Source organism: Mesorhizobium sp. A556 (assembly GCF_054489545.1).
In genome coordinates this window covers 467,115-492,140 of the sequence record NZ_JBTMXA010000002.1, presented here as the reverse complement: position 1 = coordinate 492,140, position 25,026 = coordinate 467,115, and the positions used below count along the sequence as shown (strand labels likewise).

The following is a 25,026-nucleotide window of genomic DNA, read 5'->3' as shown; positions in this document are numbered from 1 at the left end:
AGGCTCCGTTCTGCAAAGCCTTCCATGCCATGGCCGTTATGCCTTCGCCAGAGCCTGCTCGAGATCGGCGATGATGTCGGCGACATCCTCGATGCCGACCGACAGGCGAACTACTTCCGGCCCGGCACCGGCGGCGGTCTTCTGTTCGTCGGAAAGCTGGCGGTGCGTGGTCGAAGCCGGGTGGATGACCAGCGATTTGGTGTCACCGATATTGGCCAGGTGCGAGAACAGTTCCAGCCCCTCGACAAACTTGATGCCCGAATCGTAGCCACCCTTGAGGCCGAAGGTGAACACAGCGCCCGCGCCCTTTGGCGAATATTGCTGCTGCAGCGCATGGTTCTTGTCGCTCTTCAGGCCGGGATAGGAGACCCAAGAAACCTTTGGATGCTTTGCCAGCCATTCGGCAACCGCCAGCGCGTTGTCGCAATGGCGCTGCATCCGCAGCGGCAGCGTTTCCAGGCCGGTGACGATGAGGAAGGCGTTGAACGGCGAGATCGCCGGGCCGAGGTCGCGCAAGCCAAGCACGCGGGCCGCGATGGCGAAAGCGAAATTGCCGAACGTCTCGTGCAGCACCATGCCGCCATATTCCGGGCGCGGCGTGGACAGCATCGGATATTTGCCGGACTTCGACCAATCGAAGGTGCCACCGTCGACGATAATGCCGCCGATGGAATTGCCATGACCGCCGATGAATTTCGTCGCCGCATGCACCACGATGTCGGCGCCATGTTCGAAGGGGCGCAGCAGATAGGGCGAGGCCATCGTGTTATCGACGATCAGCGGCAGGCCGTGCTTGTGCGCGATAGCGGCGATCGCCTTGATGTCGACGAACTCACCACCCGGATTGGCAAGGCTCTCAATGTGGATCGCCTTGGTCTTGGCGTCGATCTGCTTCTCGAAGCTCTCCGGATTGTTGACGTCAGCCCAGCGCACTTCCCAGCCGAAATTCTTGAAGGCATGGCCGAACGCATTGATGGTGCCGCCATAGAGCTTGCTGGCGGCAACGAAATTATCACCGGATTCCAGCAGTGTGTGGAAGACGAGCAGATGGGCCGCCTGGCCGGACGCCGTGGCAAGGGCCGCCGTGCCGCCTTCAAGCGCTGCGACGCGCTCTTCCAGCACCGCCTGCGTCGGGTTCATGATGCGGGTGTAGATGTTGCCGAATTGTTTCAGGCCGAACAGGGCGGCGGCGTGGTCGGCATTCTCGAACACGAAGGACGTGGTCTGGTAGATCGGTACGGCGCGCGCGCCGGTTGCCGGATCGGGCTTTGCGCCAGCATGTACGGCAAGCGTATCGAAACCGGGCGTGCGTTGTGTCATGAAAATTCCCTCCAGAAGACTGTGTGTGAAGCCGGCAGCATCTTTGAAGGAGCGCGGCCATCAATGCAAAGGGGAAAATGCCTCACCGCCTTGGGTGGCGGAATAAACGGATCGAGAAACGGTTATATTTTGGAATAATATTCCAACCTACCGCTGGCGAATGCCCAAACTCTGAAACCCGCTGCGCATGATCGGCTTCTTCGACGACAGGACACCGGAATTAACACCGTTCCAGCCGATCTCGCCGGAAAGCCGGCCATACTCGATCTTGGGGCAGCGGTTCATCACCACCTTGATGCCGGCAGCCTCCGCTTTGGCGGCGGCCTCATCGCTGCGTACCGTCAACTGCATCCAGATGACTTTCGGCAGCGGATCGAGCGCCAGCGCCTCATCGACAATCCCCGGCACGGCGGCCGAAGCACGGAAAATGTCGACCATGTCGATGGGTTCGGGGATATCGGCCAGCCTCGCATAGGTCATGCGGCCGAGGATTTCCTTGCCGGCGTGGCCCGGATTGACCGGAAACACCGAAAATCCTTTGCTGAGCAGGTATTTCAGCACGAAAAAACTCGGGCGCACGTCGTTGGCGGACGCGCCGACCATGGCGATGGTCTTCACCGAGGTGAGGATGCCGGAGATATAGGCGTTGTCGTAAGCGTCGTGGTTCATGCGGGCAAGGCTATGTTGCCAGCGGCGTCGATGGGGAAATCGGGGTTGTGCGCGACCTCCCACACATGGCCTTCCGTGTCGGCGAAATAGCCGTACCAGCCGCCCCAGAAGGCGCGGCCAGCCGGCTTGACGATGCGGCCGCCAGCCTTTTGCGCCTGGGCGAGCACAAGATCGACCTCTTCGTCCGACCTTGTATTGTAGGCAAGATAGACGCGCGACGGACCGTCGCCAAAGGACACACCCGCATCCTTTTCCGCCTCGGCTCGGGGAAAAAGTGCGAGAATCGCTCCGCCCATCTGGAAGAAGGCGACGCCGTCCTTGATGCGATGGCGGGTTAACCCCATCGCTTCATAGAAGCTTGCCACCCGATCGAGATCTTCGACGGCAATGGTGATGATGGAAATGCGCGGCTCCATCACCTTACTCCCCCTTCCATTCCGGCGAGCGCTTGCCGATGAAGGCGCCGATGCCCTCCTCGGCGTCGCGCGCCAGCATGTTTTCCACCATGACGCGGCCCGTATAGGCGTAAGCGTCGGAAAACCCCATCTCGATCTGTTCGTAAAAGGCCTCCTTGCCGATCTTGAGCGTCAAAGGTGATTTGGAAGCAATGGTTTGCGCATATTTCATCACAGTCTGATTCAGATATTCGCGCGGCACCGCGCGGTTGACGATGCCGAACTCTCTGGCCGTTGCTGCGTCGATCGTTTCGCCGGTCAAGAGCATTTCCATCGCCTGCTTGCGCGAGGCGTTGCGCGACAGCGCCACCATCGGCGTCGAGCAGAACAGACCGATATGGACGCCCGGCGTGCAGAAGGTCGATTCGTGCGAGCAGATGGCCAGATCGCAGCTTGCCACCATCTGCAGGCCCGCGGCCGTGGCCAGCCCGTCGATTTCGGCGATCACCGGCTTGGGGTTGCGCACGATGGCCTGCATCAGCGCGCCGCACACGGCAAAGGTCTTTTCGAAAAAGGCCCTGCCCCGATCGGCATCAGCGCGGTGGGCCGTCAACTCCTTGAGGTCGTGGCCGGCGCAAAACACCTTTCCCGAAGCCCCCAGCACGATAACGCGAACGGCATGGTCTTCTTTCGCGCGTTCGAATTCTTCGATCAGCGCTTCCATGACGGCAATGGAAAGCGCATTTGCCGGCGGGTTGGCGAGCGTCAGCCGCAAGATGCCGTTGTCCAGCGAAGCCAGAACCGGGCCTTCCGGTGCGCTCGGCGCATTCGATTTGAGGGCGACGATCTCGGCCATGTTCTTCTCCGTTGAGCGTGTGACTGGCTGCGCATTGCTATCCAGGACCGAACCTAAACCCCGAAATCGCCTAGTCCAATACCCCAGTGGCGACGCGAGACTGTTGCAAGGGCTACGGCGAACCCTTCATAAAGCGGGCAAAAGAGGAAATACATGGCCGTTCAACGCGCTCTCACTCCTGTGCTCACCGCCGCCGAAGTCAACGAATTGATGAATTCGGCCTTTCCGCAGCTTAATGAGGGCCGCAGGTTCTACGAGACGGTCGAGGTCTTTCCCGGCGGCTGCACCGTCAGGCTCAATGCCGAGGAGCGGCACCTGCGCCCGGGCGGCACGGTTTCGGGACCGTCGCTGTTCACGCTGGCCGACATCGGCGGCTATGCCTGCGTCTTGTCGCATGCCGGGCCGGACGCCCTGTCGGTCACCGTCAACCTCAACATCAATTTCATGCGCAAGGCAGAGGCCGGCCCCATCGACGGCCGCTGCCGCATCCTGAAGCTGGGCAAAAGCCTGATGGTGTTCGACATCGACATCGTCGCCGGAACGGACGGGCACATGGTCGCGCACGCTACCGGGACGTACTCGATCCCGCCGAAGCGATAAACACTGTGGTAAAATAATACCACTAATCTATCTATTTGTTTTTGAACAGTTTTTACTTTCGTTTCGATACTCAATGTCGATTGACGCGTTCATCGCCCTCCCCTATAAACCTCCTCGAAACAGCGGTCCTCAAAGGCCGCCGTTTTGTTATTGGCGAGATGCGGTCGCATTACGCCAATCCAAGCAACAAGAAACGCCTTCCCGTCCCCTGGCCCGTCCTTGGGCGGCAAGGTCCGAAACGAAAGCAACGAACCATGACAACCTTTTCGCAGAAGCCTGCGGACGTGGTGAAGAAGTGGGTGCTGATCGACGCCGAGGGTCTCGTCGTCGGTCGTGTCGCCACCATCATCGCCAACATCCTGCGTGGCAAGAACAAGCCGACCTTTACCCCGCATGTCGACGACGGCGACAATGTCGTCGTCATCAATGCCGACAAGGTCGTGTTCACCGGCAAGAAATTCACCGACAAGGTCTATTACTGGCACACCGGCCACCCCGGCGGCATCAAGGAGCGCACAGCGCGCCAGTTGCTCGAGGGACGTTTCCCTGAGCGCGTTCTTGAAAAGGCCGTTGAGCGCATGGTCCCACGCGGCCCGCTCGGCCGTCGCCAGATGAAGAACCTCCGCGTCTATGCAGGCGCGGAACATCCGCACGTCGCCCAGCAGCCCACTGTACTCGACGTGGCCGCGCTGAACTCCAAGAACAAGAAGGTCTCCTGATATGGCTGAGCTTTCCTCGCTCGCAGAACTGGGCGCCGCGACCGGCAACACAAATACGCAGCCGGCTGCTCCCGTCCACGTCCAGAAGCTCGACACGCTGGGCCGCGCCTATGCCACCGGCAAGCGCAAGAACGCCATCGCGCGCGTCTGGGTGAAGCCCGGCTCCGGCAAGATCATCGTCAACGGCAAGGAATTTGCGGCCTATTTCGCGCGCCCTGTCCTGCAGATGATCCTCAACCAGCCGATCGTCGCTTCCAACCGCGCCGGCCAGTACGACATCGTCGCCACCGTCATCGGCGGCGGCCTTTCCGGCCAGGCGGGCGCTGTTCGCCACGGCATCTCCAAGGCACTGACCTACTACGAGCCGACGCTGCGCGCCGTGCTCAAGAAGGGCGGCTTCCTGACCCGCGACAGCCGCGTGGTCGAGCGCAAGAAGTACGGCCGGGCCAAGGCTCGCCGCTCGTTCCAGTTCTCGAAGCGCTGATTTTTACCCCGACATTCGTGCCGGGAGATATTGGATCAAGGGCTGCATCGGCAACGATGCGGCCCTTTTTCGTATGCGGCTGAATCGGCTGGTCGGGTATCGCCCGCCGGGAGCCGGCTTGCCTCACCAACGTCGCGGCATGGATTCCCGACACTCTCCAGTCGCTTCGCTCCTTCACGAGGCCGGAAATGACGGATTCGGGTGTGCGTAGAGATCGACGAGAGCAAGAATGATGCCGGGCATGTGGCGTCAGACCGGTTTGAAATGCCGGGAGACGACAGCAAAACGGCCCCACGAAGGGGCCGTTTGCAATCTCGGTGGATAAACCTCGCCGCAGCGAAGTCGGAAAAAGATCAGTTGCCGGCCTTGGCCTTGTCCTGCTCTTCCTTGAGCTTCTTGGCAAAATCCTCGTTGTTCTTGGCGACGAAGTCCTGCAACTTCTTCTGGCGATCCTCGATGTCGGACTGCTTCATGGGCGGGCCGTCATAGGCCGCGCTGAAGCCGGTCAACGCCACCTTGATCGGATTGGGCTGATTCTGGAAATTGACCGAGGTCAAGGTGAGGTTGGACCCCTTCTTGAACGATGCGACGAGGCCATCGGTCAGCGGAACCTCCGCCACGCAGCGATCCGGGAAGCAGATCACATAATCGAGCTTCTGCGTCTTGCCGCCGTCGATCTGCAGCCCGACGCCGGGAGGCACGAGACGACCGGTCGGCACGGTGACCTGGAACACCTTGCGGTTTACCTTACCCTTCAGTTCGATCATGCTGATGCCGGTGATGAGCTGGCCGTTGCTGGCGGTGGTGATGTTCTGGACGTTGCAGATGTCGACGTCTTCCTGCTTGGTGCAGGCTTTGAACCAACCTTGCGGGATCTGCTGTTCCTGCGCCACGGAGGCGAAAAGCCCGGCGCCCAGAAACCCGACGACGCCTGCGGCCATGATCGAAAGACGGTACGCGGTGGTGTTCAGGCTCGTCATGTGGTGCATTTCCTCTCAAATGTTCCCGGCGACGCCATTTTCGTGCCGCGTAGCCCCGCTACCTGTTGTTAAAATGAGGCAACAGAATGACTTTGGACCGCGTGTTACACTCCCTGCCGGGATGAATCCAGCCCGCCGCAAGCATTTCTTGCATCGCCGCCGGCCGAACGTTCCGCCGCTCCATGGTATTGTCCGCCCGAATCAACGACCCTGCGCTCAGGATCCATCAGTATGATCGAAATGGCCATGCGCCGCACCCTTGTCTGGCTGGCCGCAGCCCTTTCGCTGCTGGCCGTTTCGCAGCCGGCGGCATCGGCGCCGAAACATGCCATCGCCATGCAGGGCGAGCCGGAACTGCCGGAAAATTTTACGCATTTCACCTACGCAAACCCGGATGCGCCCAAGGGCGGCGCGATCACCTACTGCGTCGTCGGCACGTTCGACAACCTCAACCCGTTCATCATCAAGAGCCTGCGCACCACCGCGCGCGGCATAATAGACACGATTTTCGGCAATCTGGTGTTCGAGCCGCTAATGCAGCGCAATGCCGACGAGGCGTTTTCGCTCTATGGGCTGCTGGCCGACAGCGCCGACATGAGCGACGACCGCCGGACCATCGAATTCCACCTCGACCCGAACGCAAAATGGTCGGACGGCGAACCGGTGACGCCCGACGATGTGCTGTTCACCTATGATGTCTTTACCGAAAAGGGACGCCCACCTTATTCGAACCGCATGAAGAAGGTCGCCAAGCTGGAAAAGACCGGCGAGCATTCGGTGCGCTTTACCTTCAACGACCAGGCCGACCGCGAATTTCCGCTGATCATCGCCATGACGCCGATCCTGCCCAAGCATGCCTTTGACATGGAAACATTCGACAAAACGACGCTGAAGCCGATCATCGGCAGCGGCCCCTACACGGTTGCGAAGGTGGAACCCGGCCAGCGCATCGTGTTCAAGCGCAACCCGAACTACTGGGGCAAGGATATTCCCACCAAGCGCGGCTTCGACAATTACGACCAGATCACCATCGAGTATTTCATGAACGCCAACGCTATGTTCGAGGCGTTCAAGAAAGGCATCTGCGCCATCTATACCCAGAGCGATCCGGTTAAACGCGACCGCGGCATGGATTTCCCGGCCTTCCACGACGGCAGGGTGATCGCCGAAACTTTCCAGAACGGCATTCCGCCGGTGGTCACCGGTTTCCTGTTCAATACGCGGCTGGAGAAATTCTCCGACCCGGTGGTGCGCCGCGCGCTGGGCATGCTCTACGATTTCGAATGGGCCAACAGGAATATGTTCGGCGGCCGCTACACGCGCACCATGAGCTACTGGCAGGGCTCGGACCTTTCGGCGCTCGGCCACCCGGCTACGGACAAGGAAAAGGCGCTTTTGGCGCCCTATCCTGGCCGCGTGCCGGTGGACATTCTGGACGGCACTTGGGGCCCCCCCGTCACCGACGGATCGGGGCAGGACCGCAAAGTGCTGAAGGCGGCGTTCGACCTGTTCAGAAGCGCCGGCTATGTGCTCAAGGACGGCGCCATGCGCGATCCGAAAGGCCAGCCCTTCGGCTTTGAAATCCTGACCTCGTCACAGGACGAAGTGCGGCTGGCCTCCATCTACCAGCGCACGCTGGAAAAGATCGGCATCGCCGTTTCCATCCGCACGCTTGACGGCGACGAGATCCAGTCGCGCAAGACGCGTTTCGACTTCGACGTGCTGGTCGGTTCCACCGGCTTCAACAATTCGCTGTCGCCCGGCATCGAGCAGATCGGCCGCTGGGGCTCGTCTTCGGCCAACGTCGAGGGTTCGTTCAACCTGGCGGGCGTTGCCGATCCGGCCATCGACGCGGCCATCGACGCCATGCTGAATGCGCGCAGCCACGAGGACTTCGTCGCCGCGGTGCGGGTGCTGGACCGGCTCTTGATTTCCGGCAATTACATGGTGCCGATGCAGCACAATAACGAGCAGTGGATCGCCTATTGGAACACGCTGGCGCACCCGCAAAAGACTTCGCTTGCGGGATATCAGTTGCCGACATGGTGGAAGAAGCCATAGATTGCAGCGGTGCTTTCTTGGAGTGAGCGAAGTTGGTGGAAGCCGCAATATTGCACATCATTCCCGACCTCGTGAGCGACCCGAGGGAGCGGAGAGTGTCGGGAATCCATGCCGTGCTGGTGAAGTCACGGCATGGGTCCCGGACATGCCGGCCGGCTGCGCCGTCCAGCATTCCGGGATGACGCCGGGGACGGGATTGGCGTCCAGCCGGAGTCGGGCCGGAAAGGCCCTGGACAGAAGCCGAAAGGAGCAGTCCGATGAGCGAAGGCAACTCCATCACCGTCGACGTGGTTTCCGATGTCGTTTGTCCCTGGTGTTTCATCGGCCAGAAGCGACTCGACAAGGCGATAGCGGACAGCGGCATCGAGGTGCAGGTGAACTGGCGGCCGTTCCAGTTGGACCCGACCATCCCGTCCGAAGGCAAGGACCGACATGAATATATGTTGGGCAAGTTCGGCAGCGACGAGCGTATCCGCGAAATCCATGCCCGCATCGAGCCGCTGGGGGCTGCAGAAGGTATTTTCTTCGCGTTCGACGCCATCAAGGTCGCGCCCAATACGCTCAACGCGCACCGCGTCATCCGCTGGGCGGGGGCCGCCGGAGAGGCCATCCAGAACCGGCTGGTGCGGCGGCTTTTCCAACTGAATTTCGAAGAGGGAAAAAATCTCGGCGACGCTTCGGTGCTAATCGAGGCGGCGCGCGAGGCCGGCATGGACGCCGCGATAGTCGAGACGCTGCTGCCGACCGACGCCGATGTCGAAGCCGTGCAGGGCGAGATCGCCACCGCTTCGCGCATGGGCGTGACCGGTGTTCCCTGCTTCCTGCTCGAAGGCAAATATGCGGTGATGGGCGCGCAGGACGCTCAGACGCTGGCGGACGCCATCAGGCAGGTCGCGACCGCGAAGGCGAACGGAGAATTGGCGAAGGCGGAATAGTTTCCTTCTCCCCGTAAACGGGGGGAGGGAGTCAGGCCGAGTTGCGCATTCCGCAGCCGGCCTAAGTGCGATGGCCGGAAGTGGACGCGTCGTCGCTACCCGCTCCAAAACCACCGCCCATACCGCCACCTCCCATGCCGCCTCCACCGCCGCCTCGTCCAGAACCGCCCTCCTTCGCGCCGCCCTTGCGCGCGCTGGCGCCCGAAGGCCGGGTCGGGCCTTGCATGGGAATGGACAGATCGGCGGAGATCGGCGCGAGATCGAGCGCCTGGCGAACGAAGTTGCGCAGCGAAACGACGAGGTCGTGCGTATGAACGGGACGGCCGGCGACCAGGTCGCGCGCGGCGCGCTCGGCAAGCCGCACCTGCTCTTCCGTCCCAAGCAGGATGATATCGGATAGTGCCGCCTCGACCGCGTCGCGGATGCGGCGGGGCCGATCCGATCCGCTCCCCGGTGCTGGCTCGGCAAGAGCCACGGTTTGTCCGGCATCGGCTTCCTCGTCGGCCGGTTGGTCCTGCGGCTGCTCTGTCCGGTGCAGGTCGCGCATATGCCTCGGATCGACGGTCAGATCGCCGGTGAACGACCCGCCCAGCACCTTGTAGGCCGCGATCAACGTGCGCAGGCGCTCGTTGATCTGGCGGTTCATGCGCTCGCGGCGCTGCTGGATCGTGAACATCATCAGCACGCGAATGCCCATGCTGATGAGGGTAATAGCAGCAAGGCCGATCAGTGTTATCAGCACGCTGTGCCAGGAACTGAAATCGATGTTGCGCACTGGTTGCTCCACAAGCCTTGGCCGGATGCCCGACCGGCATGTGCATGCTTAGAGCAATTCGGGCAGTCAAACCAGAACAGGCCGCCGCGCCCGCTCACCCCGCCAGTTTGGCCAGTTGCGTCATGATGACGGCGGAACCGGCCAGCCGCTTCTCCGGCGTTGCCCAGTCGCGGATGAAGACCACGCTCTGGTCCTGCCTGATCTTGGCCAGCGAACCTTGCTCGCTGATGTAGCGCACCAGCTTGACCGGATCGGCAAATTCGCGCCCGCGAAAATGGATGACGACGCCCTTCGGCCCGGCGTCCAGCTTTTCCACATTGGCCTTGCGGCACAGCGCCTTGATGAAGACGATCTTCAACAGGTGCTTCACTTCCTCCGGCAGCGGGCCGAAGCGGTCGATCAGTTCCGCTCCGAAACCGTCGATTTCCTCGGTGTTTTCGAGATCGCCAAGGCGGCGATAGAGGGCCAGCCGAAGCTGCAGGTCGGGCACATAGCTTTCCGGGATCATCACCGCCGTGCCGACAGCGATCTGCGGCGACCAGCCGGTGTCGAGTTCCTCGCCATTATCCTTGACCTCGGCGACCGCCTCTTCCAGCATCTGCTGGTAAAGCTCGAAGCCGACTTCCTTGATGTGGCCGGACTGTTCCTCGCCCAAAAGGTTGCCCGCGCCGCGAATGTCGAGGTCGTGGCTGGCAAGCTGGAAGCCCGCGCCCAGCGTGTCCAGCGATTGCAGCACTTTCAGCCGGCGCTCGGCGGTGTCGGTGAGCTTTTTCTTTGCCGGCAGCGAAAACAGCGCATAGGCGCGGACCTTCGAGCGGCCGACGCGGCCGCGCAACTGGTAGAGCTGCGCCAGGCCGAACATGTCGGCACGGTGCACAATCAGCGTGTTGGCGGTCGGAATGTCGAGGCCAGATTCGACAATCGTCGTGGACAAAAGCACATCGTACTGGCCGTCATAGAAGGCATTCATGATGTCGTCCAATTCGCCGGGCGGCATCTGGCCATTGGCGATGGCGACCTTCAGTTCCGGCACGGATTCGCGCAGGAAATCATGAATTTCGGCCAGATCGCTGATGCGCGGCACGACATAAAAGGACTGTCCGCCGCGATAGCGTTCGCGCAGCAGCGTTTCGCGGATGACCAGCGGATCGAAGGGCGAGATGAAGGTCCTGACCGCCATGCGGTCCACCGGAGGCGTGGCGATCAGCGACAGTTCGCGCACGCCCGTCAGCGCCAGTTGCAGCGTACGCGGGATCGGCGTCGCCGACAGCGTCAGCACATGCACATCGCTCTTCAGTTCCTTCAGCCGTTCCTTGTGCTTGACGCCAAAGTGCTGCTCCTCGTCGATGATGAGCAAACCAAGCCGCTTGAAGGTAATCGACGATCCGAGCAACGCGTGCGTGCCGACGACAATGTCGATGGTGCCCTCAGTGATGGCCTTTTTCGTCTCCGCCAGTTCCTTGGCGCCGACCAGCCGCGAGGCCTGGGCGACGCGGATCGGCAGGCCGGAAAAGCGCTGCGTGAACGTCTTGAAATGCTGGCGCGACAACAGCGTCGTCGGCACCACCACGGCGACCTGGAACCCTTCCATGGCAGCGATGAAGGCCGCGCGCAGCGCCACTTCCGTCTTGCCGAAACCGACGTCGCCGCAGATCAGCCGGTCCATCGGGCGGCCGGCGCCCAGATCGTCCATCACCGAATCGATCGCGGTCTGCTGGTCGTCGGTTTCCTCATAGGGGAAGCGCGCGGCGAACTCGCCGTAAAGCCCTTCGGCCGGCACCATGGAAGGAGCCGCGCGCATCTGGCGCTCGGCGGCGATGCGGATCAGTCCGCCCGCCATGTCGAGCAGGCGCTTCTTCAGCTTCGCCTTGCGCGCCTGCCAAGCGCCGCCGCCCAGCCTGTCGAGCGACGCTTCGGCCAAATCCGAGCCGTAGCGCGACAGAAGCTCAATGTTTTCCACCGGCAGGAACAGGCGGTCGTCGCCGGCATAGTGGATTTCAAGGCAGTCATGCGGCGCGCCGACCACCTGAATGGTTTTTAACCCGATGAAGCGACCGATGCCGTGGTCGGCATGAACGACGATGTCGCCCGCCGACAGCGACGCCGCCTCGGAAATGAAATCCGACGCCTTCTTCTTGCGCTTGGAGCGGCGGATGAGGCGGTCGCCCAGAATATCCTGTTCGGCGACGACGACCAGATCGTCGGTCTCAAAACCGGTTTCCAGCGGCAGCACCGCAAGGGCGGCCTGTCCGACATCGAGTTTTGCGGCCTCGGCAAGGGTCGCGACCTGGTGCAGATTTTCGAGATGATGCTCGGCCAATATCTGGCCCAGACGGTCGAGCGAGCCTTCCGTCCAGCCGGCAACGATGACGCGGCGCTTTTGCGCGCGCTCGTGCCCAATATGCTGCACCACCACGTCGAAAACGTTGGCGTTCGGATCGGCGCGCTCCTCGGCAAAGCTGCGGCCGGCGCGGGAGCCTGCATGGAACACCTTGCGGCTGCCGGCATCGGGGGCGGCAAAGGGCGTGAATTCCAGCGACTCGCGCCCGGCAAGTGCTGCCTTCAGGTTTTCCGGCGACAGATACATCAGATCCGGCGGCACCGGCTTGTAGGGCACGGCATCCTTCAGCGCACCATCGGCCAGTTTGCTGCGCGATTCGTAATGGTCGAGGATCAGCGTGTGGCGTTCCGCCAGCGCCTCATGCGCCAGATGGTCGAAGATCACCGGCGTATCCGGCAGATAGTCGAACACCGTATCCAGCCGCTCGTAAAACAGCGGAAGCCAATGTTCCATGCCGGCAAAACGCCGTCCCTCGGTCACCGCCGCATAAAGCCCGTCATCGCGCGACGGCGCGCCGAACGCCTCGATATAGGCGCGGCGGAAGCGGCTGATGGTTTCCGCGTTAAGCGCCACTTCGCTCATCGCCTGCAACGACATCGACTTGCGCTGACCGGTGGTGCGCTGGCTGGCAGGGTCGAAGGCGCGGATGGATTCCAGCGTATCGCCAAAGAAATCGAGCCGCAGCGCATCCGTCCAGCCCGGCGCGAACAGGTCGAGAATGCCGCCGCGCACCGCGAATTCGCCGATCGAGCGCACCGTCGGCACACGATCGAAGCCGGAATTTTCCAGCCGCGCCGCCAGCGTGTTCATGTTGACCTGGCTGCCGGGTTTGGCGCGGAAATTCTGTGCTTCGATCAGGTCGGCCGGCGGAATGCGTTGCAGCAGCGCGTTGGCGGTCGTCAGGATGACGGCGCGGTGCGGCTTTTTCGCCAGCGCGATCATCGCCGTCAACGCGTCCAGACGGCGGGCGGCGGCATCGGAACCCGGCGAGACGCGATCGTAGGGCAGGCAGTCCCAGGCGGGCAGTTCCAGCACCGGCAGGCCGGGGGCGGCGAAGCTCAGCGCCTCGACGATGGAAGGCAGCCGCTGGCCGTCGCGCGCGACGAACAGCACCGGCCTGTCCGGCGCGATCTCATGGGCCGCCTGCACAATCGCGAAGGCCTCGTAGCCATCGGCGACGCCATCGACAATCGATTCGACCGCGCCACCCTTGGGCAGGCCGATTTTGGGGATCAGGCTCATGAAATCACGTTTTGGAAAGTCGTTGACCTAAAAGGCAATGGAGTGGCGCGAGGCCAGGATTTTTTGCAGCAGCGGAGAATCGAAATTGGCGGGCACCGGGCGCTCGCCGGTGACCCATGGCAGGAACTCGGTATCGTTGATATCGAGAAGCCGTTCATATTGGTCGAGTTCGGCATCGGTCAAGGCCGTGATCTCGGCATCCGCGAACGATCCCAGGATCAGATCCATCTCGCGCATGCCGCGATGCCAGGAACGAAACAGAAGCTTGGCGCGCCGGGGTTCCAGCCCCTCGCTCGATCGTGTCGTTCCGGTCATGAGGCTGCGTCCTGTCTCTGTCAGGCGCATATAGCGTGGATAGAGGCTGGTGTCAGCCTTTGCAATGCGGCTGGCCTCGCCTAGTTTGGGCGATGCGCCCCTTCATCCTCGACCCCCTCTTCTCCCCCATCACCTCGCTCGAAGGCGTCGGCCCGAAAGTCGCGAGCATGATCGAAAAGATCGTGCCGGCCGATCTCGGCGACCGCGCGGCGCGGACGGGCGATCTTCTGTTCGTGCTGCCCAACACGGTCATCGACCGGCGTGACCGGCCGGGCATCGCGCTTGCGGCGCAGGGCGCCATCGTGACGCTCGACGTACGCATCGACCGCCACCAGCCACCGCCGCGCGGCAACAAGTCGGTGCCGTACCGCGTCTTTGCCCACGACGACACGGGCGAGATCGCGCTGACCTTTTTTCACGCCCATGCCAGCTATCTGGAAAAGGCGATGCCAGAGGGCGAGCAGGTCATCGTTTCGGGCCGCATGGAATGGTTCAACGGCCGCCCGTCCATGGTGCATCCCGACCACATCGCGCTAGCCAGCGAAGCGGAAAACCTGCCGCTGGTCGAGCCGGTCTATCCGCTGACGGCGGGGCTTTCGGCAAAAGTGCTGCGCCGTGCGATTTCGCAAGCACTGGGCCGCCTGCCGGAACTGCCCGAATGGCAGGACGCCGCCTTCCTGCGTCGCCATACCTTTCCAGCTTTCGGCGACGCGCTGGGCCGGCTGCACAACCCCGCCGATCCGATAGACGTTGCGGTCGAAGGTTCCGCGTGGCGCAGGCTCGCCTATGACGAACTTCTGGCCGGGCAGGTTTCGCTGGCGCTGGTGCGCGCGCGGGTGCGCAAGCTTTCGGGGCGACCGCTGATCGGCGACGGCAGCCTCGTCGAGCCGTTGCGCAAGGCCCTGCCCTATTCGCTGACCATGTCGCAGGAAATCGCGCTTGCCGAGATCAACACCGACCTTGGCGAGCCGGACCGCATGCTGCGCCTGCTGCAAGGCGATGTCGGTTCCGGCAAAACCGTGGTGGCCCTGCTGGCCATGGCGCGCGCGGTCGAGGCCGGTGGCCAGGCGGTGCTGATGGCCCCGACCGAAATCCTGGCGCGCCAGCATCTGGCCACCATTGCCCCACTGGCGCAAAAGGCCGGCATCCGCATCGCCATCCTGACCGGCCGCGAAAAGGGCCGCGACCGCGCCGACACACTGGCCGGGTTGGCGGACGGCAGCATCCAAATCGCTATCGGCACGCATGCGCTGTTCCAGGAGGCAGTGGCGTTCAAGAATCTCGTCTTCGCCGTCATCGACGAGCAACATCGTTTTGGCGTGCACCAGCGCCTTGCCATGGACGCCAAGGGCAACGCGCCCGACATGCTGGTGATGACGGCGACGCCGATCCCGCGCACGCTTGTCTTGACCGCTTTCGGCGACATGGACACTTCGAAACTGACCGAAAAACCGGCCGGCCGCCAGCCGATCCGCACCGTGACGCTGCCGCTGGAACGGCTGGACGAACTGGTCGGGCGCATGCGCGACGCGATCGAGGGTGGCCAGAAGATCTACTGGATCTGTCCGCTGGTCGAGGAATCCGAAGAGATAAAGCTGATGTCGGCGCAGGATCGGTTCGATTCGCTGAAACCGCTGTTCGGCAACCGCATCGGCCTCGTTCACGGGCGCATGAAGGGCGTGGAAAAAGACGAGGCGATGCGCGCCTTCAAGGAGGGCGAAACGCGCATCCTGATCGCCACCACGGTCATCGAGGTCGGCGTCGATGTGCCGGATGCAACGATCATGGTGATCGAGCATGCCGAGCGTTTCGGGCTGGCGCAACTGCACCAGTTGCGCGGGCGCGTCGGGCGCGGCTCCAAACCGTCTTCCTGCGTGCTGCTCTACAAGGACCCGCTCGGCGAAACCGCAAAGCGGCGGCTTTCGGTGATGCGCGAAACCGAAGACGGTTTTCTCATCGCCGAGGAAGATCTGAAACTGCGCGGCGAAGGCGAATTGCTGGGTACCCGCCAGTCCGGCACGCCGGGGTTCCAGGTGGCACGCATCGAGGCGCATGCCGACCTTTTGGAAGCCGCCCGCGACGACGCAAGGCTGATCCTGTCACGCGATCCGGAACTGCAATCCGAGCGCGGCGAAGCGGTCCGGCTCTTGCTCTATTTGTTCGGGCGCGACGAGGCGGTGCGCTTGCTGCGGGCGGGCTGAACCACGGCACCGAGGGGCGGATTGGCGATCTCCACCATCTCGCCATTGGCGGCAACCAGCGTCTTTTTCACTTCCGGCGCGACCAGGCCGGCCGAGACGATCAGCCGCGCCCCTTCCTCAATGGTCATGTCCAGCATGACGACGTCGGATTTGCGCACATACATCAGGAACCCGGTGGTCGGGTTTGGCGTGCACGGCATGAACACGCCCATCAGCGGGTCGCCCTCGACAAACAATTTCTGGTTGATCTCGGTGTCCTTTTCACCGCCGATGAACACCAGCGACCAGACGCCCTTGCGCGGGTATTCGACCAGCCCGACCTGGTTGAACATGTCGCCCTTGTTGGACAAAACCGTCTCGAAGATCTGCTTCAGCGACCGATAGATGCCGCGCACCAAAGGCATGCGCCCGAGCAGCCGCTCGCCGAAATTGACCACAGCGCGGCCGACGATGTTGGCGGTCAGGAAGCCGATCAGCGTGATGAGTACGAGCGCCACGATCAGCCCGAAACCTGGTATGCGGAACGGCAGATAGGTTTCAGGGCTGTAGCGCGCCGGGATATAGGGCTTTACCCAGGAATCGACCCAGCCGATGAACGACCAGGCGATATAGGCGGTAATGGCCAGCGGCGCGCAGACGATGAAGCCGGTTAGGAAATAATTCCTCAACCGCGTCATGCCGGATGTCCTGGGTAGATCAGCCATTGCTCACCGCTTCGTTGCACGGTGAAACATTAGGCGAGCGGCGCGAGTTTTGGAACCGCCAATCTATGCAGCAGCCTCCAGAGGCTCGATCTTTTCCAGTTCGGAAGCGAGTTTCCGAGCCTCGGTTTCAAGTTCGTAAGCCTGCTGGAAATTCATCCAGAACGCGGCAGTTGTATTGAAGTACCGGGCAAGGCGAAGCGCCGTATCCGGCGTGATGCCGATTTCCTCCTTCGCGACCCGTTCGATGCGGGTGCGCGGCAGGTTGAGCTTTTTGGCAAGGGCACTGGCGCTCAAGCCGAGCGGCAGCAGATATTCTTCCCGCAGGAATTCGCCGGGATGAACGGGACGTGCAAATTTCAATGCCATTCCAGCCTCCATGATACCGCTAATGATAGTCGACGATTTCGACATCTTCAGCGCCGGCCTGTGTCCACCGAAAACAGATACGCCATTGGTCGTTGATCCGAATCGAATGCTGACCTGCACGGCTGCCCTTCAACGCCCCAGATGGGTTCCGGGCGGAGAGCGAAGATCCTGCAATTCGACGGCATCGGCGACGGCCCGGAGCCGATGCTCGGCGCGGGCGACCAGATCGGCCGGAAAGTCTTTGGGAGCCTTGCCGGTGGCAACCGCTTCCACCGCCCTGCCCCTGAACGAAACGATCGCCACTGCACCCCCACAGCCTGTATCATAGATTGATACAGGGCAAGAATCAAGAAAATTGTATCAGCTAGCGATACCATCCGTATCCGGCCAGAAGCGTGCGATGAACCGCCTACTCCACCGTCACCGACTTCGCCAGATTGCGTGGCTGGTCGACGTCGGTGCCCATGAATACCGCCGTGTAGTAGGCCAGCATCTGGATTGGCAGGGCGTAGATGATGGGTGTGATGATTTCGGGCACGTCGGGCAGGATGATGGTTTCCATCGTGTCGATGGTCGACTGGGCAGCGCCCTTCTTATCGGTGATCAAAATGATCTTGCCGCCGCGGGCGGCCACTTCCTGCATGTTCGACACGGTCTTTTCGAAAATCCGGTCGTGCGGGGCGATGACGATGACGGGCATGTTCTCGTCGATCAGGGCGATCGGGCCGTGCTTCAACTCGCCGGCGGCATAGCCTTCGGCGTGGATGTAGGAGATTTCCTTGAGTTTTAGCGCGCCTTCCATGGCGAGCGGGAAATTGGTGTCGCGGCCGAGATAGAGCACATGCTTGTAGTGCGCCAGTTCGCGCGCCAGCTTCTCGATCTGGGTATCGAGCTTGAGTACCTGGGTGGCGAGGCGCGGTGCTTCCGACAATTGCCGCACCAGCGCTTTTTCCTCTTCCGCCGAAATCTTGCCGCGCGCCACGCCGGCCCGTACGGCGAGCGCCGCCAGCACCGAAAGCTGGCAGGTGAAGGCCTTGGTCGAGGCGACGCCGATTTCCGGACCGGCGAGCGTCGGCAGGGTCACGTCGGATTCACGCGCGATGGTCGATTCGCGCACATTGACGACCGCGCCGATGGTCATGCCGGCCTTGCGGCAATAGCGCAGCGAAGCCAGCGTGTCGGCCGTTTCGCCAGATTGCGAGATGAACAGCGCGGCGTCGTTTTTCGACAGCGGCATTTCGCGATAGCGGAACTCGGAAGCGATATCGATGTCGACCGGCAGCCGCGCATAGCGCTCGAACCAGTATTTGCCGACCAACCCGCTGAGATAGGCGGTGCCGCAGGCGGAAATCGCCAGCCGGTCGATCTTGGCGAAATCGAACGGCAGGTCGAGCGGCTTCGAGGTGCCGCTGGCGAAATCGAGATAATGCGCCAGCGTGTGCGAGATCACCTCCGGCTGTTCATTGATTTCCTTTTCCATGAAATGGCGATGGTTGCCCTTGTCGACCATGTAGCTGGTGCCGAGCGATTGCTGGCGCTTGCGCTCGACCTTGTTGCCGTCGATGTCGAAAATGGTGATTTCATCGCGGCGGACCACCGTCCAGTCGCCGTCTTCCAGATAGGTGATGGAATTGGTGAAGGGGGCGAGCGCGATGGCGTCGGAGCCCAGAAACATCTCGCCCTCGCCATGGCCGACGGCCAGCGGCGGGCCGTTGCGCGCGCCGACGATCAGATTGTCGTCGCCTTCAAACAGGATGGCCAGCGCGAACGCGCCTTCCAGTCGTTTCAAGGCATTGTGCGCGGCCTCGACCGGCTCTGCGCCGCGCGCCAGTTCGCGCGACACCAGATGCGCGACGACCTCGGTGTCGGTCTGCGAGGAAAAGGCATAGCCGTCGCGGATCAACTCGTCGCGCAGATCGGCGAAATTCTCGATGATGCCGTTGTGGACCACGGCGACGCCTGCGGAAAAATGCGGGTGCGCGTTGGTTTCGTTCGGCACGCCATGCGTTGCCCAGCGCGTATGGCCGATGCCGATGGTGCCACCAAGCGGTTCGGCTTGTATCAGGCGCTCGAGATTGACCAGTTTGCCCTCGGCACGGCGACGGCCCATCTCGCCGCCATCGAGGGTGGCGACGCCGGCGGAATCATAACCGCGATATTCCAGCCGCTTCAGCGCATCCACGATAAGCGGCGCGACCTGCGAACGCCCGACGATTGCGACAATGCCACACATGCTTGCTTGCCCTCGATGCCCGTTTCGCTACGCTTAGCTAGCGCGCGCCCGTCGCGATAATCACATTGCGTTTCGCCCCGTATCGGCAAACCGCTTCGCAGCCGTCCTTATGGCACGCCCCGCTTGAAATCCAGTTACCGAAGTCCGTTCATTTGCGTACAGCGGAAGCGCGGCGCTCACGCAGTTCCTTCGCCTTGCCCGGCAAGGTCTTCTGGCGGGAGCGGCCGAAAGCCAGCGCATCGTCGGGCACGCTTTCCGTGATGACGCTGCCCGAGGCGACATAAGCGCCATTGCCGATGGAAACCGGTGCGACCAGTGACGAATTGGAGCCGATGAAGGCGTTTTCGCCGATATCCGTGAAAAACTTCGAGTAGCCGTCGTAATTGCAGGTGATCGTGCCCGCGCCGATATTGGCGCCAGCGCCGACGCGCGCATCGCCGATATAAGTGAGGTGGTTGACCTTGGCGCCCTCCTCGATGGTCGCCTTCTTGACCTCGCAGAAATTGCCGACCTTGGCTTTTTCTTTCAAGTCCGCGCCCGGACGCAGCCGCGCGAACGGCCCGACATCGGCATTCGGCCCAACGGTTGCGCCTTCAAGATGGCTGAAAGCGTGGATTTTCGCGGCGTTGGCGATGGAAACGCCCGGTCCGAACCAGACATTCGGCTCGATCACGGTATCCGACCCCACTTCCGTGTCATGCGAGAAAAAGACCGTTTCGGGCGCTATCAGCGTGACGCCGGCAAGCATCGCCTCGCGGCGGCGGCGCTTTTGCCAGATGCCTTCCGCCTCGGCCAGTTCGGCGCGGTTGTTTATGCCGAGTGCGTTCTCAAAACTGGCTTCGGTGGCGACCACGTCCAGCCCTTGGGCGGCGGCGATCTCGACGATGTCGGTTAGATAATATTCGCCCTTGGCATTCTTGTTGCCGACCGCATCAAGCAGTTTCAACGCGTGCTTGCCCGCAATCGCCATCATGCCGCCATTGCAGAATTTGATTGCCCGCTCCTCATCCGAGCAGTCTTTTTCTTCGCGAATGGCAACAAGTTTGCCGCCCTTTTCGATCAGCCTGCCATAACCGGTCGGGCTTTCGGTGCGGAAACCGATGACGACGACGGCAGCACCTTCAGCCAGTTTCCGGCGCGCGGTCCTCAAGGCATCGGCGTCGATCAGCGGCGTGTCGCCGAACATCACCAGAATGTCGTCGTGGCCGCCCGACAGCGCATCCCTTGCAGCCAGTACGGCATGCGCGGTGCCGAGACGCTTTTCTTGCACGAAGATTTTCGCCGCTGGCGCGAACTTTGCCGCCGCCTTGCGCATTTCGTCCGCGCCATGGCCGATGACCAGCGCCAGATCGGCGGCCCCCGACGCCTGCGCCGCCTTGACGACATGGGCGACCAGCGGCAGGCCGGCGACCTGATGCAGCACTTTTGGCACGGCGCTTTTCATGCGCGTGCCTTCGCCGGCGGCAAGGATGATGGACAGGCAGGAGCGTGTGGACATGTGGGAAACCGCGATGATGGAAGGAAAGCCGATATTATCTACTATCGGAGCTATCATAAACCAATGCGGTTAAATTCCGGTGAGATCGAGCGTGGGGCTCAGCCCAGCCGGCCCAGCACCGGGAAATTCTCCAGCAACCAATAGGATGCGGTCTGTACGCCGCCGGTGAGGAACAGGACGCCGGCGACCACCAGAAGGCCGCCTATGGCCTTTTCGACGCGGCCGAGATGCACGCGGAATTTGCCGAGAAAGCGCATGAACGCACCCGAAAACAGCGCCGCGATCAGGAATGGAATGCCGAGGCCAAGCGAATAGGCGGCCAGGAGCAGCGCCCCCTCGCCCACTGTCTCGCGCCCGCCGGCCAGCGTCAGGATCGGCCCCAGCACGGGGCCGATGCAGGGCGTCCAGCCGAAAGCGAATGCCAATCCCATTATATAAGCGGCAAGCGTGCTGGCCGGCTTGCCCTCGCTTTGAAAGCGTGCCTCGCGCGACAGGAACGGGATGCGCAGCACACCAAGGAAATTCAGCCCCATCAGGATGATGAGCACGCCGGCGGCCATCGCCAACTGTTCCTGCCAGACCCGCAGAAAATGGCCGATGCTCGATGCCCCGGCGCCGAGCGCCACGAACACCGTGGAAAAGCCGAGCACGAAGGCGACCGAGGACGCCATCAGCGCGAAGCGCGCGCCGGCCTTGGCGGTGAGGCCGGCCTCGCCGCGAAAATCGTCGACCGACACGCCAGCCATGTAGCACAGATAGGGAGGCACCAGCGGCAGCACGCATGGCGACAGAAACGAGAGCGCCCCTGCCCCGACCGCGCTGACATACCCGATATCCAATGCCATTCTTCTTGATCTCCTAACCGCCGAGGCTCCAACCCTTTGATCGAGCATCGGAGTAACCCGAAAACCGGTAACCACTTTCGGTCCGATGCTCTAGCCGGTGCCCCCTCCGGCTTCCAGTCACAGTTGCGTGGGCACACGCCGCCGGGCAGGACAACGAGCCCATGGCGTTATAAACTTCGGCCGGGCTGCATGACCGGAGGGTTGAACAGATGCCTCCTTTCCCTAGCCTTACCGGGCCCTAGATAACCCTCATGCCGGGAAGCCGCGATTGCCGCGTGCTTGCCGGTTTTCAAACAAGCCCGATTTTCAAGCAAGGAGACGATCATGAAGACCATTACAGTCGGACTGGCGGCACTTCTACTCAGCACGGCCGCAGGCTTTGCCGCCGACGCATGGAAGGAAGCGGAAGTGGGCGGCGCCAAGATCTATACCGACGCCCACGGAATGACGCTCTATACCTATGACAAGGACGAGGCCAGCAAGTCCAATTGCTACGACAAATGCGCCATCAACTGGCCGCCGCTGAAGGCTGACGCCAGCGCCAAGGCCGAAGGCGAATGGACGGTCATCGAGCGCACGGACGGCACCAAGATGTGGGCCTATGACGGCAAGCCGCTCTATACGTTCATCAAGGATAAGAAGGCCGGAGACATGAATGGCGACGGGGTCGGCGATGTCTGGCACACAGCCAAGGCCGACTAGCGTCCCTAATCCGAATTTCACATCGTTTGCGGGAGGCGCTGCGCGAATTTCGGATTCGAAAAGGACGATATGATTCCAGTGTGGTTTTTTGGATTTGAAACTCGCTTAGCGCGCCGGATCCATCGGGTGGCGAGTTTCAAATCCGCCACACCAGCGTCAGGACGCCTGGGCAAGCGCGGGCTGCCGCTCTGTCTTTTGTTCGAGCGTCGAAACAGACCGGAAATCGGCCCCCGCCCACCGGTCTATTCCGATGCTTCGGCCTGCTACCAGATAGGCCGTTTCCACGTCGATCCCGTACCGTTTACCGCTGCAGGGACTTGGGCAAGAGGGTGTTGCGCCGGGTCTCATGCACGCGGGTCGGGCGTTCGCCGCGAATAATGTCGCTTGCCTCCATATAGGCCATCTCGATCAGGTAGGTCAGCATGTCGCAGCGCTCCACTTCCGCCATCGTGCGCAATTGGCCGAGCATCGACTGCAGGTAATCGAGTGTTTCGGTGCGCCTTCTGGTATACTCACGCGGCATGACAAATGATCCTATGGCTTCGCCGACAACGCTTTCCCGCACGAGTTGGCGTCGTCTAGTGGCTTGATCCAGACATTTGCATCCGTCCAACACGATGCACGCAGGCAAATGTCCGAATCAGGAAACCACCAGCAAGTCTATAATTCCAGTGGACGGGTCCGAATACATAAGCAGCCTATCAAATTTATCTAAAGTTGCAAGAATATTTTCCCACACTTTTTAGGTGTAAATTACAAGCGACGGAAGCCATCGTTTCGGTGCTGCCTGGTATTGCTGCCTCGACGCATCCCGATGGACAATGGCGAAGCACGGCAACCTACTTTTCGGGACCAGGTAAGACGGGAAAAGCCGGCGTGAGGCTCTCAACGCCGGCTGCATTTCCGACCCGCTGAAGCGGGCCTGCCATTGCCCCGAAAGCGGTTCTCACTTTCGGGGCAATGTCTTATTTCGCTGCTTCGTCTGCCGGTCCGGCGTGCATGATATCGTCGTTTTCCGGCCCATCGACGATGAGATAGCCGGCCAGGCCGCGTTCGGCGCGCGACAGGGCATGGTCAACCAGCACATAGTGGCCACCTCGGTCGATCTTGAAGTCGACGATGGTTGCGCCGCCGGGCGGAACGCTGACCGTCTGCACCCCTGACAGAGGCGGCGAGATGACGCTACCCATGGAATAGACGCTGTCGAAAATCTCGCCGATGACATGGAAGGACGAGGTGAAATTCGGGCCGCCGACGCCGAAGAAGATGCGGACCGTCTCGCCGGCATTGGCGTAGAGCGGATGCGACTTGGTCAGGGAACCGACCGCGCCGTTGAACAGAAAGTATTCCGGGCGCTCCGAAATCAGCTTGTCGTAGTCCATCTCCATCTCGCCCTGCGTACCGAACGGCTCGACGGTGTAAAGCTCGCCCTGCATGACGTAGAATTCGCGGTCGACCTGCGGCAGGCCGCCTTCCGGCTCGACCAGAATGAGCCCGTACATGCCGCTGGTGATATGGTGGGCCACGCTGGGTGTCGCACAGTGGTAGACATAAATGCCGGGTTTTAGCGCCTTGAAGGTCACCGTCGCCTCCGCGCCCGGCTCGACCTGCGTGAAGTCCGCGCCGCCGCCGGGACCGGTTGCGGCATGGAAATCGACCGAATGCATCATCACGCTGTCGGCGGCGTTCTTTAGCGTAACCTCCACGGTATCGCCGACGCGCACCCGCACGAACGGCCCCGGCACCTTGGAATTGAAGGTCCAGTAGGTGTAGGTCGTGCCGTCGTCCAGCCTGCCGGTGAGTTCCACCGTCTCGAGATCGACCTTGACCAATTGCGGCATGCGCTGGCCGATCGGGCCGGGCAAGTCGGCGGGGTCGCGCACGATGTCGGCTGCCTCGCTCTCCATGGCCGCGCGCGGTCCGGGCATCACCTGGATCAGCCCTTCCATGCCCGCCTGCCGGTGGCCGGCGATGGAGCAGAAATAGGCGAATTCGCCGACCTTGCCGGCGGTGAAGGAGAAGGTGGACGAGGCGTTCTTGCCGACGATGATCGAAGAGCGGGCGGCATACTGGTCGATGACCACGTCGTGCTCGGCGCCCTCGCCGTTGATCAAGTTGATCTGCACCAGTTCGCCCTCATGCACCATGAGGGTGGGATTGACCTTGCCGTCTATATCGCCGCCGACGCCGATATAGACCATGCGTCCGGTGGCGATGCCGGTCTTGAGCGTGAAGATGGTGGGGGTGTGGTAGCTGCTCCCGACCGTCGCATTGGTCTTGGCCTCTTCAGGCGTCGCCTGCTCGGCTGTCGGGGCTGCCGCCTCGGCTTCAGCCTGCGCGGTTTGCGTCATGGTCCCGTGCTGATGGGTCTGGGCGAAGGCCGGCATGACGAACAGCGCTAGCATCGCTGCGATGGCCGCTATCCATGTTCCGCGCCAGCGGGATGGATTGGCGTTCTGGCACCGGGCGGCAATGCCGGGTCCGGTATCGGGGTTGAATGCGCCTCTGTCGAGCATCGATCTCTCCTTGTCACGGCATGGGGCTATACAATCGGACTTGTAGGGACGGGCCGAGAAACGATCTTTGCCAAAAGGCAATAATGGCGAGGGCCGGGCTTCCGGCGGGCGCGGCATCTGGCCGCTGGCGGGTGTGGCCGCAGCGCAGGGTCCGGCAGCATCCCACCATGACGCCGGCGATGCTTGACGTCAAACGCCAGAGCGCCGCGCATCCAAGCCGGGTGCGCGGCGCTCCAATACTTCAATGCGGCATCGGGCCTGCTCCGGCG

Annotated in this window: 22 protein-coding genes and 1 pseudogene; 7 read left to right on the top strand and 16 right to left on the bottom strand. The window is 62.1% G+C overall.

Translation table 11 applies throughout. The features are described from left to right. Positions 1–36 precede the first annotated feature (36 nt). The 4 genes from ACX3P0_RS06950 to ACX3P0_RS06935 form a co-directional block, all read right to left on the bottom strand. The gene (locus ACX3P0_RS06950; protein WP_459087492.1) at positions 37–1,320 is read right to left on the bottom strand and encodes an O-acetylhomoserine aminocarboxypropyltransferase; all 1,284 of its coding nucleotides are present in this window, start codon (positions 1,318–1,320) and stop codon (positions 37–39) included. Between the two features lie 147 nt (positions 1,321–1,467). Next, positions 1,468–1,989, bottom strand: coding sequence for a CoA-binding protein (locus tag ACX3P0_RS06945; RefSeq protein ID WP_459087490.1), 522 nt, complete (start codon positions 1,987–1,989; stop codon positions 1,468–1,470). After that, the gene (locus tag ACX3P0_RS06940) at positions 1,986–2,405 is read right to left on the bottom strand and encodes a VOC family protein (protein WP_459079720.1); all 420 of its coding nucleotides are present in this window, start codon (positions 2,403–2,405) and stop codon (positions 1,986–1,988) included. The genes ACX3P0_RS06945 and ACX3P0_RS06940 overlap by 4 nt, the downstream gene beginning before the upstream one ends. A 4-nt stretch (positions 2,406–2,409) precedes the next feature. After that, complete coding sequence (locus ACX3P0_RS06935; protein ID WP_459087488.1) at positions 2,410–3,240, bottom strand: enoyl-CoA hydratase; 831 nt, start codon at positions 3,238–3,240, stop codon at positions 2,410–2,412. A 153-nt stretch (positions 3,241–3,393) separates the two neighbouring features. Here ACX3P0_RS06935 and ACX3P0_RS06930 point away from each other — a divergent pair, with 153 nt between their 5' ends. The 3 genes from ACX3P0_RS06930 to rpsI all read left to right on the top strand — a co-directional run bounded on the left by ACX3P0_RS06930 (position 3,394) and on the right by rpsI (position 5,043). Further along, positions 3,394–3,840, top strand: a complete 447-nt coding sequence (locus ACX3P0_RS06930) for a PaaI family thioesterase (RefSeq protein WP_459087487.1) — start codon at positions 3,394–3,396, stop codon at positions 3,838–3,840. A 254-nt stretch (positions 3,841–4,094) separates the two neighbouring features. After that, positions 4,095–4,559, top strand: a complete 465-nt coding sequence (gene rplM, locus ACX3P0_RS06925) for a 50S ribosomal protein L13 (RefSeq protein ID WP_459079716.1) — start codon at positions 4,095–4,097, stop codon at positions 4,557–4,559. 1 nt (position 4,560) lies between these two features. Next, positions 4,561–5,043 (top strand): 30S ribosomal protein S9, encoded by a 483-nt coding sequence (rpsI, locus tag ACX3P0_RS06920; RefSeq protein WP_459079715.1) that lies wholly within the window; start codon positions 4,561–4,563, stop codon positions 5,041–5,043. 353 nt (positions 5,044–5,396) lie between these two features. Here rpsI and ACX3P0_RS06915 read toward each other — a convergent pair whose 3' ends face one another. Then, positions 5,397–6,023, bottom strand: a complete 627-nt coding sequence (locus tag ACX3P0_RS06915) for an invasion associated locus B family protein (RefSeq protein ID WP_459087485.1) — start codon at positions 6,021–6,023, stop codon at positions 5,397–5,399. A 246-nt stretch (positions 6,024–6,269) separates the two neighbouring features. Between ACX3P0_RS06915 and ACX3P0_RS06910 the strand changes: the two genes are divergently transcribed. Together ACX3P0_RS06910 and ACX3P0_RS06905 are read left to right on the top strand one after the other, a co-directional pair. Then, positions 6,270–8,084 (top strand): extracellular solute-binding protein, encoded by a 1,815-nt coding sequence (locus ACX3P0_RS06910; RefSeq protein WP_459087867.1) that lies wholly within the window; start codon positions 6,270–6,272, stop codon positions 8,082–8,084. Between the two features lie 257 nt (positions 8,085–8,341). Then, a complete protein-coding gene (locus tag ACX3P0_RS06905; RefSeq protein WP_459087484.1) occupies positions 8,342–9,019 on the top strand; it encodes a DsbA family oxidoreductase in 678 nt (225 codons plus the stop codon). Between the two features lie 61 nt (positions 9,020–9,080). Here ACX3P0_RS06905 and ACX3P0_RS06900 read toward each other — a convergent pair whose 3' ends face one another. The 3 genes from ACX3P0_RS06900 to ACX3P0_RS06890 form a co-directional block, all read right to left on the bottom strand. Continuing rightward, entirely contained in the window at positions 9,081–9,794 is a 714-nt protein-coding gene (locus tag ACX3P0_RS06900; RefSeq protein ID WP_459087482.1) for a hypothetical protein, read from the bottom strand. A 94-nt stretch (positions 9,795–9,888) separates the two neighbouring features. After that, positions 9,889–13,377, bottom strand: coding sequence for a transcription-repair coupling factor (gene mfd, locus ACX3P0_RS06895; protein ID WP_459087480.1), 3,489 nt, complete (start codon positions 13,375–13,377; stop codon positions 9,889–9,891). A gap of 27 nt (positions 13,378–13,404) precedes the next feature. Continuing rightward, positions 13,405–13,692, bottom strand: a complete 288-nt coding sequence (locus ACX3P0_RS06890; protein ID WP_459087478.1) for an FAD assembly factor SdhE — start codon at positions 13,690–13,692, stop codon at positions 13,405–13,407. 92 nt (positions 13,693–13,784) lie between these two features. On the opposite strand from ACX3P0_RS06890, the gene recG reads away from it, so the two are divergent. Further along, positions 13,785–15,893, top strand: coding sequence for an ATP-dependent DNA helicase RecG (gene recG / locus ACX3P0_RS06885; protein ID WP_459087477.1), 2,109 nt, complete (start codon positions 13,785–13,787; stop codon positions 15,891–15,893). Here the strand turns inward: recG and ACX3P0_RS06880 are convergent. The 6 genes and pseudogenes from ACX3P0_RS06880 to ACX3P0_RS06855 form a co-directional block, all read right to left on the bottom strand. Further along, entirely contained in the window at positions 15,845–16,597 is a 753-nt protein-coding gene (locus ACX3P0_RS06880; protein WP_459087475.1) for a DUF502 domain-containing protein, read from the bottom strand. The genes recG and ACX3P0_RS06880 overlap by 49 nt on opposite strands. Positions 16,598–16,660: 63 nt before the next feature. Further along, positions 16,661–16,963, bottom strand: a complete 303-nt coding sequence (locus ACX3P0_RS06875; protein ID WP_459079707.1) for a HigA family addiction module antitoxin — start codon at positions 16,961–16,963, stop codon at positions 16,661–16,663. Positions 16,964–16,982: 19 nt separating this feature from the next. Beyond that, positions 16,983–17,236 (bottom strand): annotated as a pseudogene (locus ACX3P0_RS06870) (type II toxin-antitoxin system RelE/ParE family toxin). Between the two features lie 136 nt (positions 17,237–17,372). Then, complete coding sequence (gene glmS / locus ACX3P0_RS06865) at positions 17,373–19,196, bottom strand: glutamine--fructose-6-phosphate transaminase (isomerizing) (RefSeq protein WP_459079706.1); 1,824 nt, start codon at positions 19,194–19,196, stop codon at positions 17,373–17,375. 148 nt (positions 19,197–19,344) lie between these two features. Beyond that, on the bottom strand, positions 19,345–20,694 hold the full coding sequence (gene glmU, locus ACX3P0_RS06860) for a bifunctional UDP-N-acetylglucosamine diphosphorylase/glucosamine-1-phosphate N-acetyltransferase GlmU (RefSeq protein ID WP_459087473.1): 1,350 nt from the start codon (positions 20,692–20,694) through the stop codon (positions 19,345–19,347). Between the two features lie 98 nt (positions 20,695–20,792). Next, positions 20,793–21,539 (bottom strand): cytochrome c biogenesis CcdA family protein, encoded by a 747-nt coding sequence (locus ACX3P0_RS06855; protein ID WP_459087471.1) that lies wholly within the window; start codon positions 21,537–21,539, stop codon positions 20,793–20,795. Positions 21,540–21,863: 324 nt separating this feature from the next. Between ACX3P0_RS06855 and ACX3P0_RS06850 the strand changes: the two genes are divergently transcribed. Further along, positions 21,864–22,241, top strand: coding sequence for a COG4315 family predicted lipoprotein (locus ACX3P0_RS06850; RefSeq protein WP_459087469.1), 378 nt, complete (start codon positions 21,864–21,866; stop codon positions 22,239–22,241). Between the two features lie 301 nt (positions 22,242–22,542). Here the strand turns inward: ACX3P0_RS06850 and ACX3P0_RS06845 are convergent, their stop codons facing one another. Next, on the bottom strand, positions 22,543–22,764 hold the full coding sequence (locus ACX3P0_RS06845; RefSeq protein WP_459087467.1) for a hypothetical protein: 222 nt from the start codon (positions 22,762–22,764) through the stop codon (positions 22,543–22,545). A gap of 442 nt (positions 22,765–23,206) precedes the next feature. Then, complete coding sequence (gene nirK, locus ACX3P0_RS06840) at positions 23,207–24,757, bottom strand: copper-containing nitrite reductase (protein ID WP_459087465.1); 1,551 nt, start codon at positions 24,755–24,757, stop codon at positions 23,207–23,209. Between the last annotated feature and the right edge of the window lie 269 nt (positions 24,758–25,026).